General features: G+C 70.4%; 13 protein-coding genes. 5 read left to right on the top strand and 8 right to left on the bottom strand.

The genetic code is table 11. From position 1 onward, the window contains the following. Positions 1-6 precede the first annotated feature (6 nt). From AB0K73_RS02945 to AB0K73_RS02930, 4 genes are all read left to right on the top strand, one after another. On the top strand, positions 7-660 hold the full coding sequence (locus tag AB0K73_RS02945) for a sigma-70 family RNA polymerase sigma factor (RefSeq protein ID WP_360510684.1): 654 nt from the start codon (positions 7-9) through the stop codon (positions 658-660). A 1-nt stretch (position 661) separates the two neighbouring features. Then, the gene (locus AB0K73_RS02940; protein ID WP_360510685.1) at positions 662-1,411 is read left to right on the top strand and encodes a hypothetical protein; all 750 of its coding nucleotides are present in this window, start codon (positions 662-664) and stop codon (positions 1,409-1,411) included. Between the two features lie 226 nt (positions 1,412-1,637). Continuing rightward, on the top strand, positions 1,638-2,564 hold the full coding sequence (locus tag AB0K73_RS02935; RefSeq protein WP_360510686.1) for a hypothetical protein: 927 nt from the start codon (positions 1,638-1,640) through the stop codon (positions 2,562-2,564). Between the two features lie 150 nt (positions 2,565-2,714). Continuing rightward, a complete protein-coding gene (locus AB0K73_RS02930; protein ID WP_360510687.1) occupies positions 2,715-4,388 on the top strand; it encodes an AarF/ABC1/UbiB kinase family protein in 1,674 nt (557 codons plus the stop codon). An 18-nt stretch (positions 4,389-4,406) separates the two neighbouring features. Here the strand turns inward: AB0K73_RS02930 and AB0K73_RS02925 are convergent, their stop codons facing one another. The 3 genes from AB0K73_RS02925 to AB0K73_RS02915 are packed head-to-tail and all read right to left on the bottom strand — an operon-like array spanning position 4,407 to position 7,068. Beyond that, positions 4,407-5,159, bottom strand: coding sequence for a TIGR00730 family Rossman fold protein (locus AB0K73_RS02925; RefSeq protein WP_360510688.1), 753 nt, complete (start codon positions 5,157-5,159; stop codon positions 4,407-4,409). Next, positions 5,117-5,608 (bottom strand): hypothetical protein, encoded by a 492-nt coding sequence (locus AB0K73_RS02920; RefSeq protein ID WP_360510689.1) that lies wholly within the window; start codon positions 5,606-5,608, stop codon positions 5,117-5,119. The genes AB0K73_RS02925 and AB0K73_RS02920 overlap by 43 nt, the downstream gene beginning before the upstream one ends. A gap of 29 nt (positions 5,609-5,637) precedes the next feature. Continuing rightward, entirely contained in the window at positions 5,638-7,068 is a 1,431-nt protein-coding gene (locus AB0K73_RS02915; RefSeq protein WP_360510690.1) for an MFS transporter, read from the bottom strand. A 71-nt stretch (positions 7,069-7,139) separates the two neighbouring features. Between AB0K73_RS02915 and AB0K73_RS02910 the strand changes: the two genes are divergently transcribed. Continuing rightward, positions 7,140-7,835 (top strand): winged helix-turn-helix transcriptional regulator, encoded by a 696-nt coding sequence (locus AB0K73_RS02910; protein WP_360510691.1) that lies wholly within the window; start codon positions 7,140-7,142, stop codon positions 7,833-7,835. A gap of 64 nt (positions 7,836-7,899) precedes the next feature. Here AB0K73_RS02910 and AB0K73_RS02905 read toward each other — a convergent pair whose 3' ends face one another. The 5 genes from AB0K73_RS02905 to AB0K73_RS02885 form a co-directional block, all read right to left on the bottom strand. After that, a complete protein-coding gene (locus AB0K73_RS02905) occupies positions 7,900-8,586 on the bottom strand; it encodes a hypothetical protein (protein ID WP_360510692.1) in 687 nt (228 codons plus the stop codon). 106 nt (positions 8,587-8,692) lie between these two features. After that, positions 8,693-9,526 (bottom strand): LLM class F420-dependent oxidoreductase, encoded by an 834-nt coding sequence (locus AB0K73_RS02900; protein ID WP_360510693.1) that lies wholly within the window; start codon positions 9,524-9,526, stop codon positions 8,693-8,695. Positions 9,527-9,531: 5 nt separating this feature from the next. Next, a complete protein-coding gene (locus AB0K73_RS02895) occupies positions 9,532-11,016 on the bottom strand; it encodes an NAD(P)/FAD-dependent oxidoreductase (protein WP_360510694.1) in 1,485 nt (494 codons plus the stop codon). Next, a complete protein-coding gene (locus AB0K73_RS02890) occupies positions 11,013-12,005 on the bottom strand; it encodes an SDR family oxidoreductase (RefSeq protein ID WP_360510695.1) in 993 nt (330 codons plus the stop codon). Before AB0K73_RS02890 ends, AB0K73_RS02895 begins: the two co-directional genes overlap by 4 nt. After that, entirely contained in the window at positions 12,005-12,454 is a 450-nt protein-coding gene (locus AB0K73_RS02885) for an SRPBCC family protein (RefSeq protein WP_360510696.1), read from the bottom strand. The genes AB0K73_RS02890 and AB0K73_RS02885 overlap by 1 nt, the downstream gene beginning before the upstream one ends. Positions 12,455-12,456: the final 2 nt, after the last annotated feature.

Genomic DNA, 12,456 nt, shown 5'->3' with positions numbered 1-12,456 from the left:
CCCGACATGGCTGACCCCGAGAGCGCACTGTCCCGATCGACCTCCCGCCCGAGATCGTCGTCGCGTCGCATGCCCGGAGACCTCGCCTCCGACGACGCGTTCGAGGCGGTGCTCCTCGCCGCGCAATCGGGGGCCCAGTGGGCATGCACGAATCTCTGGGTCGACCACGCACCGGCCGTCGTGGCGTTCCTGCGGGCGCGCGGTTCTCACGAACCCGAGGACCTCACGAGCGAGGTCTTCCTCGCCGTCTTCGACGGGCTCGACCGGTTCCGCGGCGATGCGGCGGCATTCCGCACGTTCGTGTTCACGATCGCCTACCGCCGCCTCGTCGACGAGCTGCGCCGACGCGCGAAGCGTGGTCATCACGTCGAGTGGGACGATGAGCTCGACCGGCGCCGCAGCCCGAGCGCCGAGCAGGCAGCGATCCAGCAGTTGACGGATGCCTCGACGCGGGCCCTGCTCGAGGGGCTGCCGCCCGACCAGCGCGACGTCATGGTCCTCCGCATCATCGGCGACCTCACCGTAGACCAGGTCGCCGAGGTGCTCGGCAAGCGGCAGGGGGCCGTGAAGGCACTCCAGCGGCGGGCGCTCGAGTCGTTGCGAAAGAAGTTCTCTGGAGGCCGTACCCCTGGAGCGGCATCCGTCGATAGCAGGGAGTGAGATGAGTGCACACCGGATCACCGACGACGACGCTGCGGTCGTGATTCGCGGGCAGGTACCCGAAGCCCGCGACGACCTCGCGGTCGTGGCACATGCCGTCGCGGTGTTCCGGCGTGCCTCACTCGAGCCGGCACCGCAGCCATCGGCTGCGCTCGCGGCTCGCCTCGACCTCGAGCGAGCGGCGAGGATCTCGGCTTCGGCAGACGAACGGTACGCGACGAATTCGGCGCCGGCACCCGCGAACCGGGTGTCGGTGCCGGGAACACGGAGAAGAAGAGTGGCACTGAGCGGATTGATGGGCCTCGGCCTCGCGGCGAAGATCGCCATCGGAGCGGGCGCTGCGGCGCTGGTGGGTGTCGGTGGCGCAGGCGCCGCCGGCGCAGCGGGCGTGCTGCCCGAGCCGGCGCAGGTGGTGTTCAACGAGGTCACCGGTCACCCGGGCAACAACGTCAGCGACACCGGCCTCGAGAACAGCGAATTCGGCCAGCAGACCGCCGAGGACGCACGCCAGAAGGGCGAGGAGAAGCGCGAAGCGGCGCTCGAGAACGCCGAGGAGAAGCGCCAGGCCGGTCTCGAGAACGCCGCCGAGCACGCTGTGAATGGTCAGGAGACGGCCGGCGAGCACGCGCAGGTCGGGCAGGAGACCGCCGAGGAGAAGAGCCAGGCGCCCGACGGCGCCGGCGACGCCGCCGACGGTGCCGGTGAGGTCGCCGACGAGAAGAGCCAGGGCAAGGGCCCAGAAGGCGACTGACGCCCCAAGAGTTCCCCCGGGGATCGGACCCTCGCCACGACGGCGGGGGTCCGATTCTCGTCCGGGGGTCGGATCGTCGCGACCGTCCGACTCGTCCGGAGATCCAGAAGTCGCGTTTGCATGGTGCGACCCTGCATTCGCGCCCTTTCGACTGGGCGCCCTCGCGTGACGTCCTGCCTGTGGAGAGGCTCGCGCGTCCCCGCTCCGCGTTCGGCAGGGTGGGCGGATGACCCGACGCGCCTCGCTTGCCCCGTATCTGCACGGCGCCGCTTTCCGTGTCCGCGACCACGAGTTCCACAACGCGAGTCGTGGGCGGCTCTGGGCCACCGACGTGCAGCGGCCGTTCACGGGGGCCCGCTCGGTTGGGCTGGATCTCTCGGATGTCGTCGGCCGTTGCCGTGCGTACGAGCCGTTGCTCCGCACGGGCGAGGCGTTCTCGCACGCAAGTGCGGCGGCGCTGTTTCGCCTGCCGCTGCCCGCGGAACCGTCCGAGGTGCACGTGCTCGCCCCGCCGGGCGCCACCAGGGCTCGCGGCCGCGGCGTCGTCGGCCACGTGGCATCCGTCGCCCCGCGGATGCTCCTGCATGAGGGCTTCCGGGTCGTCGCGCCGGCCGACGTCTGGTGCCAACTCGCATCCGGGCTGTCGACGTACGACCTCGTCGCGGTCGGCGACGCGATCGTGACCGGGCGGCGTCGCGGAGAGGTGCGCGAACCGGCACTCGCGACGATCGACGAGCTGCGCGATGCCGCGGAGCGGTGGGGGTCCCGGCGGGGGCGGGCGAAGCTCGCGGCCGCGTTGCCGCAGGTGCGCGTGGGTGCGGAGTCGCCCAAGGAGAGTCACCTCCGGCTCACGCTCGTCGACGCCGGACTGCCCGAGCCGGTGCTGAATCCGGCGGTCGAGCTCCCCGACGGCACGGTGGTGCATCCCGACCTCGCGTACCCCGACCGCCGGATCGCCATCGAGTACCTCGGCGACATCCACCGCACGGATCGGCGACGGTGGCAGGAGGACCTGCGCCGTCGCCGCGCGCTCATCGCCGCCGGATGGCACGTGGTGGAGGTCACCGGCGACGACCTCGGATCGCATCGGGAGGCGTTCCTCGCGGGCGTCCGCGCTCTGCTCGCTGAGCGCCCGCCAGCCGCAGGCGCGTGAGTGGGGCATCCGATCGAACGGGCCCGGATGCATGGTGCCACCGTGCATCTGCGACTTCTCGAATCGAGGGGTCATGCCTGCGGCGTATGAACGGCGCCGGTGTACGTTGAAACGACCCGGAAGGACGCCCAGAGACGACGAGGGGTCGACATGACCACCGGCCAGGCCGACACGAGGCATACCGCTCGATACCGCGAGATCGCCACGATCCTCCGACGCCACAGCCTCGGGTTCCTCGGTGGTCTGATCGGGCTGGATCGGCTCATGCCGTTCCGACGCCGCGGAGCCGCAGCATCCGCCACCGAGACCCTCGAGTCGCCCGCGCACCTGCGCCGTGCCCTCGAGGAGCTGGGCCCGACGTTCATCAAGCTCGGCCAGGTGCTCTCCACGCGCCCCGACCTGCTCCCGCCCGCCTACATCGACGAACTGGTCAAGCTGCAGGATGCCGCACCGCCCGTGCCGGTCGACCTGATCCGCGACGTGATCCGCCGGGAGCTCGGCGGCGAGCCCGAGGAGCTCTTCGCCTCGTTCGAGAACCAGCCGCTCGCGTCGGCTTCGATCGGCCAGGCGCACGTCGCCACCCTGAAGGACGGTACGCCGGTGGTGGTGAAGGTCCGCCGCCCGGGAGCGGTCGCCCAGGTGCAGCAGGACGTCGAGATCGTGCAGAACCTCGCGATGCGCGCGAATCGCAGCTGGGACCTCGCCCGTGAGTACGACGCGGCCGGGCTCGCCGACGAGTTCGCCAAGACGATCCGCGCGGAGCTCGACTACCTGCAGGAGGGCCGCAACGCCGAGCGCTTCGCCGAGAACTTCGAGGGCGTGTCCGACGTGTTGATCCCGCGCGTGTTCTGGGAGTTCACGACGTCGAGGGTGCTGACCCTCGAGCGGATGCACGGCGCCAACGTGAGCGATGCGACCGTCCTCGACGCTGCCGGGGTGGACCGCAAGCACGTGGCCCGCCGCGGCGCCGACATCGTGCTGAAGATGACCTTCGAGGACCGGTTCTTCCATGCCGACCTGCACCCGGGCAACCTCTTCATCCACGACGACGGCACGATCGCCCTCATCGACTTCGGCATGGTGGGAGCGGTGGAGGAGGAGCTGCGCGGTCACCTCAGCAACCTCTTCATCGCCCTGGTGCGCGGCGACCACAACCTGCTCGCGTCCGCGCTCGTGGGTGTCTCGGTGAGCGCGGCCTACGTCGACCGGGAGACCCTGCGCGAGGACCTGCGGGTCTTCCTCTCCCGCTACCGGTTGCGGTCGCTCCGTGAAACACCGTTCGCGCGGATGATGGCCGAGCTGTTCGGGATCCTGCGCGACAATCACCTGCGGCTGCCGCGCGAGATGGCGCTGTTGTTCAAGGCGTTGCTGCAGATCGAAGGGCTCGCCGTGAAGCTCGACCCCGAGTTCCGGCTCGGCGAGGCGCTCGAACCCTACGCTCAGCGGCTGGCGCGCGAGCGCATGAGCGCGCTGGTGTTCGCGAGACGATTCGCACGAGCCTCTGCGGACATGGGCGAGCTCGCCCTCGACCTGCCGGGAGTGCTGCGCCGGATCATCGACCAAGCCGACGCGGCGGGCATCCAGGTGCATCTGCGGGCGGCGGAGCTCGAACCCATCGTCGGCCGCGTGGAACGGATCGGCAACCGACTGGTGGTGGGTATGATCACCGCCTCCCTCATCTCGGGCATCGGGAACGTGGTCTCACGCGAACGCAAGTGGCGCGCGTGGGAGGGCACGATGGTCGGCACCGGGCTCGGCATGCTCGGCGCGATGGGCGGGTACCTCGCGTGGACGGCGAAGCGACGAGGGCGCCGGCGCCCCTGACCTGCGGGACCCTGACCGTCAGTCCGTGCTGCTCGACTCGTTCAGGGCCTGCTGGCGCTCCCACCCGGCCTGCACGAGTTCGACGATCTCGTCGGCGTCGTCGGACACGGTCATGAGGTCGAGGTCGTCGGGCGCGATATAGCCGGATGCCGCGGGCTGCTCCCTGATCCACGCGACGAGGCCGTTCCAGTATTCGGATCCGGCGAGGATGACCGGGAAGTCGTGGATCTTGCCCGTCTGCACGAGCGTGAGCGCTTCGAACGTCTCGTCGAGCGTGCCGAAGCCGCCCGGCAGCACGACGAACGCCGAGGCGTAGCGCACGAACATCAGCTTGCGCGCGAAGAAGTACCGGAAGTCGAGCGCGAGATCGACGTAGGCGTTGAGCCCCTGTTCGTGCGGCAGTTCGATGCCGAGTCCGACGGATGCCCCGCCGGCTTCCATCGCGCCCCGGTTCGCGGCTTCCATGACGCCCGGCCCACCGCCCGTGATGACGGTGAACCCGGCACCGGCGAGACCGGCTCCGATGCGGCGGGCGAGCTGGTAATGGGGGTGGTCGGGGCCGGTGCGGGCGGAGCCGAAGACCGACACCGCCTTCTCGGTGCCGCGGAGCAGCTCGAAGCCCTCTTCGATCTCGTTCCGCATCCGCTCGACGCGCGCGCGGTCGGCGGCGACATCGGCGATGGCACTCAGCAGCTCCTCGTCGGGGATGCGGCGGTGCCAGACCGGAGTCAGGCCGTGCGGCTCCAGGTCATCACCCAGTTGGTCTCCCATGTGCGCTCCTCGTCGACCGAGAAGGCCTGCTCCCAGACGGCTGAGTCCTCCGTGATCGAGTGCCAATGGTACCGGGCGATGATGCTGCGGCCGTCGTAGGTGTCGGGTCCGGTGGCGGTGAACTCCCCGTCGATCCAGCGGCCCCGCACGGGAGGCTGCAGGTGCCCGGTCTGGCTGTTCACCCAGTAGATCGTCCAGTCGTCTGCGACGGCGTCGTGCACGCGCACGGATGCGCCGGCGAACTGCAGTTCGGGATACCACATCTCGTCGATGCTCATCGCGCCGTTGTGGAGCGTGGTCGAGCGGGCGGTCGCGGGCGTCGAGTACCACTCGTCGTCGCTCGTCAGCGGCTTCCGCAGTCGGCGGTTGTCGACCGACCATTCGCCGACGAGGAAGTCGAAGCCCGAGGTGCGCTTCGAGAGTCCGTCGATCTGCCAGGGGGTGTGCATGGCTTCCTCCAGTTGTTGGTGGTGCGGGGTCACGGCTGTCGAACGTCGATGCCGGTGGTCTCGGGGACGGGTCCCGAGACATCCGGTGGGGTGCGGGCAGGCCTCGCGACGAAGGCCAGGGAGACGAGCGCGATGACCGCCAAGCCGGCGACGGCCCACCATCCGAGCCGGTAGTTCGCCGCAATGGCGAGCGAGGCGGTTCCCACAGATGCCACCCATACGGCGGTACCGACGGCGGCGCCGATCTGGCGGAACACGGTGTAGACCGCCACCCCGGTGGAGTACCGATTGGGCGGAATACCGACCAGGGCGAGCGCGAGGAGGTTGGGGATGGCGGTGCCGGCACCGACTCCGGCGAGCAGCGATCCGGGAAGGAAGGCCCAGAGGTACGAGGCGTCGTCGCTGAGGCTCAGGCCGAGGAGCACGGCGCCGATCGCGAGGGCTGCGGTGCCGCTCACCGCCAGTGCGATCGGAGCGATCCGTCCTGCCAGCCGGCCGGCGACGGCGGCGGCGACGGCGGAGATCGCCGGCCCTGGAGCGAGCCTCAGGCCGGCCTCCAGCACGTCGTATCCGCGGACCGCCGTGAGGTAGAGGCTGCTGGCCAGGAGCAGTCCCGCGAAGGATCCCCAGAACGCCGCCGTGGCCAACAGCGAGGCGCCGAAACCTGGCCGGCGGAACAGGGCGGGCTCGATGATCGGGTGGGGGTGGCTTCGCGCTCGGAGCACGACCACCGCTCCGAGCAGCATGGCGGTGGCGATGCTGCCGACGACGGGCAGGCCCCAGCCCCATTCCGGACCTTGCGCGAAGGCCAAGGTGATGGATCCGATCGCACCCGCCAAGGCCAGCGCCCCGATCCAATCCGTCCGGGTGGACGTTTCCGTCGTCCGTGATTCCTTCATCACCCGGGGTGCGGCCACGAGTGCCAGGAGTCCGACCGGCAAGTTGATGAGGAAGATCCATCGCCAGTCGGCCTGCGCGAGCAGACCGCCGAGCGGAGGGCCGGATGCTGCGCCCGACGCAGCGATGGTGCCCCACACGCCGAGGACGACGGGGCGTCGCTGCGGCGCGAACATCGGCAGCACCGCCCCGAGGGAATTCGGGGTGGCCACCGCTGCGCCGACCGCCTGGATCGCCCGGCCGACGAGGAGGATGGCGTAACCGGATGCCACGCCCGCGAGCAGCGACCCGACGAGGAACAGCGCCAACCCGACCAGGAACAGCCGCCTCCTGCCGAAGCGGTCGCCGAGTGTGCCCGCGGGTACGAGGACGGCGGCGAACATGATCGCGTAGACGGTCAACACCCACGACAGCTCCGCCGCCGTGTCGGTGCCGAAGTCAGCGCCGATCGACTCGATCGCCACATTGACGATGAACAGATCGAGGACGGTCAGGTAGATGGCGGTTCCCGCGACGGCGAAGGCGAGCCACGGTCGCTCGGAGAAGCGTGGTGGGGATTCCATCCTGTCACTTTAGAAGGATCTACTGCGAAAAAGGAAGTACCTACTTCGAACGAACTAGCTATAATTGGGGAATGGCCGCATCCACTCGCTCGTACAACGAGAGCTGCGCGCTGGCCCACAGCCTCGACCTCGTCGGCGAACGCTGGGCCCTGCTTGTCGTCCGGGAGCTGATGTTCGGGCCTCGTCGGTTCACCGACATCCAAGAGCGACTGAGCGGCGCCAGCAGCAGTGTGCTGACCGATCGGTTGCAGCGCCTCACGGAGTCGGGGGTCGTCGAGCGTCACCGTCTTCCCCCACCGTCGGCGTCGTGGGTCTACGAGTTGACGGAGTGGGGTGCCGCGCTGGAACCCGCAGTGCTCGCGCTGGCCCAATGGGGTCGCCTGTCTCCCAGTCGGAGCAGCGAGCTCTCCACGACCCCTGCCGCGGTCGCCATGTCGATGCTCGTGCACTTCGATTCCGCGAAGGCCCGTGGACTCGACGTCGGGGTCGATTTCGACATCGATGGAGATCGGTTCCGGGTCGTGGTGAGCGACGAGCGCCTCCGCATCGGGCCACCGGACGGTGACTCCGCCGACGCGAACGTTCGCGGTTCCGTTGCCGACGTCAGGGAGCTCATCGGCATCGGGGGTGCGCCGACGCGGGACCTGGCCGCCGCGGGTGTCCAGATCGAGGGCGAGGCCGACGCCGTCGCGCAGCTGCTCGAGACGCTCACCCTTTCGGCGGGCGATGGGCTCGGGGCCCTCGAGCGGGCGTCGGTCGGCGGCTGAATTCCGCGGGAGCCCTCGTTCGAGTATCCGCGCCGCGACCCGCTCGACGCGGTGCTCGACGACCTCAGTTCAGCGCCACGACTCGCCGGTGCGGTCGAACTCGGGTGAGCGCGACCAGGGTCGCCCGCACCACGAAGACCGACCACGCCACGACCCCGAGGAGCTTTGCGCCGTCCTCGATGAACACCGACCATTCCGTGGGGTCGATCACGACATCGACGAGTGCGGAGACCGCGAGCGCGACCACGGCGGCGGCGAGCAGCCCGGCATCGAGCTCTCGCCGGATCGTGCTGCGGAAACGCCAGAGATAGCGGAAGAAGGCGAGCCCGTAGACGGCGGCGATGGCGATCGAGGCACCGGGAAGGAACGCCGCGGTCTCGTGCAGGAGCAGCAGGTCGTCGAGCACGAAGGCGAGGCCCAGTACGGCGCTCCAGGCAAGGAGCGATCGGAGGGCGCTCGTCCGCCCGCCCAGCACGATCCAACCGACGAGCGCGGCACCCGACGCCACCGCCATCATGAGGATGCCCACGTTCGAGATGAGTCCGTACGCCGCGTGGGAACTGCCGTGCCTCGCCGCGACATCCTGGCTGTCGCGCAGCAGGTCGCTCGCGGGCAGCCACGGCTGGAGCAGGACGGCGCCCAACGCGATGACGACCGTCAACCCGACGAAGAGGTAGACCCCGACCGGCGTGCGGGTGGTCGGAGGCGTGTGCGCCGCGACGGACGGACTCTCGATGATTGCTGGACTCACAGCCGTCAAGCTATATCGCGATTCGCCCCAGCAAGAAGGCCTTGACAACCGCTGCTCCCGCGGAATTCCGGGAGCGGGGCGTTCGCCCGACGGGAGCGAACGGCCGTCAGAACCCGACGGCCGCGGCGACCGCCGACAGCGTCGGCAGGGGGTCGTCGCGGCCGGGTAGCACCTGTATCGCCACGTGGTCGGCGCCCGCCTCGAGGTGCGCGTCGAGCCGCGCGACGATCTCCGCCGCCTCGCCGTGGGCGACGAGCGCGTCGATGACGTCGTCGGTGCCGCCATCGGCGAGTGATGCGTCGTCGAAGCCCATCCGCCGCAGGTTCGCCCTGTAGTTCGTGAGCTCGAGGTACGGGCCGACGAACTTGTGTCCGACGTAGCGGGCCGCCGCGGCATCCGTCGTCAGCATCACCTTCTGCTCGGGCGCGAGGAGGGAGCCCGGGCCCATCGCCTCGCGAGCCGAGCGAGTGTGCTCGGGCGTCGTGAGATAGGGGTGCGCGCCGGCGGTGCGCTCGGCGGCGAGGCGCAGCATGCGCGGGCCGAGGGCCGCGAGTGCGACCCGCTCGAGCGGCACACCGAGCGATTCGAGGGCGTCGAGGGTGCCGACGACGGCGGAGTACGGGCTGCGGTAGTGCTCCGCCGATTCCGGATGCCCCACTCCGATGCCGAGGAGCAGGCGACCGGGGTGGCGCGCTTCCAGCCGGTGGAAGGATGCCGCGAGCTGGTCGGGCGTCGAACGCCAGATGTTCACGATGCCGGTCGCGACGTTGAGTCGGTCGGTGGCGTCGAGGAGTTGCTCGGGGAGTTCGAGATCGTCGGTCGCGCCACCGAGCCAGAGGGCACTGAAGCCGAGTTGCTCGAGGCCTGCCGCGATCTCGGGCGTCGTGGTGCGGCTCGGACGCCACACGCCGTAGCGGCCGAGGTCGGGGGATGCGGTCACTGGTGTCACGTCACGCCACGGGCGGGTTGAGAAGGGGAGGGCTCGAACGAGAGATTCGGCAGCGCGCGGATGCCGAACTCGTGGCGAAGCGCGCTGAGCGCCGCGTACCATCCGTTGAGCCCGGTGACCCCGGGTCCGGGCGGTGTCGACGCCGACGCGAGGTAGACCCCACGGGCGGGCGTGCGCCACGGGTCGGGCGAGAGCACCGGCCGTCGCAGCAGCTGCGCCATCGACGGCGTGCCCGAGGCGATGTCGCCGAGCACGTAGTTGGGGTTGTACGCCTCGACCTCGAGCGCGGTCTTGCTCGATGCGGCCAGCACGACGTCTCGGAAACCCGGCGCGAAGCGCTCGATCTGCCGGGTGACCGCCTCTCGCTGGTCGCGATCCGAGCCGCGCGGCACGTGGGTGTAGGTCCAGAGCACGTGCTGGCCGGAAGGTGCGCGCGACGCATCGACGATCGTCGGCTGCGACGCGAGCACGTAGGGAGATGAAGGGTGATGGCCCCTCGCCACGCCGTGCTCGGATCGGGCCATCTCGGCACGGGTGCCGCCGAGGTGCAGGGTGCCGGCTCCGGCGAGGTCGGGATTCGTCCACGGCACCGGAGCCGAGAGCGCGAAGTCGACCTTGGCGACGCCGTTGCCGTAGCGGAAGCGGCGCAGCGATCGGGCGTATCCCGCGGGGATGCGGGCTCGAGCGATTCGCAGGAGCGCCTTCGGCGTGACGTCGAAGAGCACCGCGTGCGCCGACGGCAGCTGGCCGAAGTCGGTGATCTCGGCGTCGGTGGTGATCGTGCCGCCGTGGGCCAGGAGGTCCGCGGCGAGCGCATCGACGATCGCCTGGCTGCCGCCCACCGGGATCGGCCATCCACGCGCGTGGGCGTAGGTGCCGAGCGCCAGGCCGGCACCCGCCGACGCGAGACCCGGCATCGGCATGACGGTGTGCGCCGCCACGCCGGTGAGCATCGCCGGTGCGACGTCGCCCTCGAACCGCGCGTTCCAGAGCGGCGAGCCCTGCTCGAGGGCGCGCAGCCCGAACCGGAGCGCGGTCAGCGGATGCGCCGGCAGGCCGACCAGGTTGCTCCCGGTGAACGACGCGACCTCGTCGGCTCGCGCCACGAGCGGCGCCATCAGACGCCGATACGCCACACCGTCGTGTCCGAGCCCGTCGACCGTGCGGTCGAGGTCGCGGTAGGCGAGCCCGGCGCGGCCGCCGTCGAGCGGATGCGCGTACGAGATCGGCGGCTGGCGCAGGTCGATGCGCCGTGCCAGCTCGAAGTCCCTGAAGAACCGCGATGCGAGGGCCATCGGATGCACCGCCGAACACACGTCGTGGCCGAAGCCCGGCAGCGTGAGTTCCATGGTCCGGGCGCCGCCGCCGATGGTCGCGCTCCGTTCGAAGACGTGCACGCGCAGACCCGCCCGTGCGAGGGTGACGGCGGCGGCCAGCCCGTTCGGCCCGGCGCCGACGACCACCGCGTCCACGTCGGTCATCCCGCGCGCCTCCGACCGATGGCCAGGCCGGCCACCGCGGCTCCGGAGGCCACCGCGAGCACGGATGCCGCGCGCCGATGGGTGACCACCCACACCTGCGGCGACCACGACACCGCCTGACGGCCGAAGACGCCTCGCGTCGCGACATCCGCCGGCACCGGTTCATGGAGGTTCGGCGGCAGCATGGGGGCGTGCTCGCCGTGCGATTCCTGCGCGCGGTAGCCGAACCTCCCGACCAAGCGGTCCATCAGACCGCCCGCGAGACGGTTGCCGAGAATCGCGAACACGGTCGATTCTCCCACCCAGGTCCGCGGTCGCGGGTGCCGAACCACCGAGGCCACCACTCGGGCGCCCACTTCGGGCTCGAAGACGACCGGGATGGGCCGCGACCGTCGTGGGAGCAGGTTCTTCACCCAGCTGTAGAAGGGGGTGTCGAGCGCGGGCATGTCGATCTGGGAGATGCGCACGTGACTGTGATGATGGCGCAACTCGCTGACCACCGATTCGGTGAAGATCCGGCTCGCCGCCTTCGCCGCGCAGTATGAGGAGAACAGTGGCATGCCCCGGTGCGCGACCGCCGACGAGATCTGGATGACATGTCCCCGATCGCGCGGGATCATGCGCGACAGGGCCGCGCGCGTGCCGTTGACGAGGCCGTGGTACGTGACATCCGTCACCCGCTCGAAGTCGGTCGGATCGACGTCGAGGAACTCGCCGTGCACTGCGGTGATGGAGCCGTTGACCCAGAGTTCGATGGGTCCGAGGTCGCGCTCGATGCGGGCGGCGGCGGCCTCCACGGCATCGGCATCGGCCACGTCCACGGAGACGGATGTCGCGCGCCCCCCGCGCTCGGTGACCTCGTCGACCGTGGCCGCGAGGCGCGCCTCCTCGCGAGCGAGCACGCCGATGTACCAGCCGTCGTCGGCGAGCCGTCGCACAATGGCGCGGCCGAGCCCGGCCGATCCGCCGACGACCACGGCGACGGGCATCAGGGCGTCCTGTTGTCTTCGCGACCCTCAGCCAGGTACGCGAGGCGCTGCAGCGTCTCCCGGTTGCGGACGTGCAGCAGCGGCTCGGTGAGGAACCGTGGGACCCAGCTGCCGGGACCCTTGACCGGCTCCTCCTGGATGCGCACGACGCATCCGTCGCCTCGCTCGCGAACGTCGATGGTGACGGAGGCTTCGCCGATCGGCCACCCCTTCGCGCGCACGACGGCGCGCAGCGGCGGGTTCCACTCGAGGCTCACCGTGTCATCGTCGATGAGCATCGGCCACACGCCGACGGAATGATGGAGCTCGCTTCCCTCGGCGGGCCACGCCCGGTCCACGTCGCGCATGCGGGATGCGCCGACGACCCACGACGGGTACAGCCACCCGTCGGCGAGCACCTCGAACACGGCCTGCGGCGAGCAGGCCATCGTGCGGACGTTGCGTGACATGT

Origin of the sequence: Agromyces sp. NPDC052230, from assembly GCF_040679595.1 — a bacterium.
In the GTDB taxonomy this organism is placed as follows: domain Bacteria; phylum Actinomycetota; class Actinomycetes; order Actinomycetales; family Microbacteriaceae; genus Agromyces.
This window is presented reverse-complemented; position numbering and strand designations above follow the sequence as displayed.

Excerpts from the sequence above, each read along its gene's own strand:
- AB0K73_RS02945 (WP_360510684.1), top strand. The coding sequence starts at position 7 with ATGGCTGACCCCGAGAGCGCACTGTCCCGATCGACCTCCCGCCCGAGA.
- AB0K73_RS02940 (WP_360510685.1), top strand. The coding sequence starts at position 662 with ATGAGTGCACACCGGATCACCGACGACGACGCTGCGGTCGTGATTCGC.
- AB0K73_RS02935 (WP_360510686.1), top strand. The coding sequence starts at position 1,638 with ATGACCCGACGCGCCTCGCTTGCCCCGTATCTGCACGGCGCCGCTTTC.
- AB0K73_RS02930 (WP_360510687.1), top strand. The coding sequence starts at position 2,715 with ATGACCACCGGCCAGGCCGACACGAGGCATACCGCTCGATACCGCGAG.
- AB0K73_RS02925 (WP_360510688.1), bottom strand. The coding sequence starts at position 5,159 with ATGGGAGACCAACTGGGTGATGACCTGGAGCCGCACGGCCTGACTCCG.
- AB0K73_RS02920 (WP_360510689.1), bottom strand. The coding sequence starts at position 5,608 with ATGCACACCCCCTGGCAGATCGACGGACTCTCGAAGCGCACCTCGGGC.
- AB0K73_RS02915 (WP_360510690.1), bottom strand. The coding sequence starts at position 7,068 with ATGGAATCCCCACCACGCTTCTCCGAGCGACCGTGGCTCGCCTTCGCC.
- AB0K73_RS02910 (WP_360510691.1), top strand. The coding sequence starts at position 7,140 with ATGGCCGCATCCACTCGCTCGTACAACGAGAGCTGCGCGCTGGCCCAC.
- AB0K73_RS02895 (WP_360510694.1), bottom strand. The coding sequence starts at position 11,016 with ATGACCGACGTGGACGCGGTGGTCGTCGGCGCCGGGCCGAACGGGCTG.
- AB0K73_RS02890 (WP_360510695.1), bottom strand. The coding sequence starts at position 12,005 with ATGCCCGTCGCCGTGGTCGTCGGCGGATCGGCCGGGCTCGGCCGCGCC.
- AB0K73_RS02885 (WP_360510696.1), bottom strand. The coding sequence starts at position 12,454 with ATGTCACGCAACGTCCGCACGATGGCCTGCTCGCCGCAGGCCGTGTTC.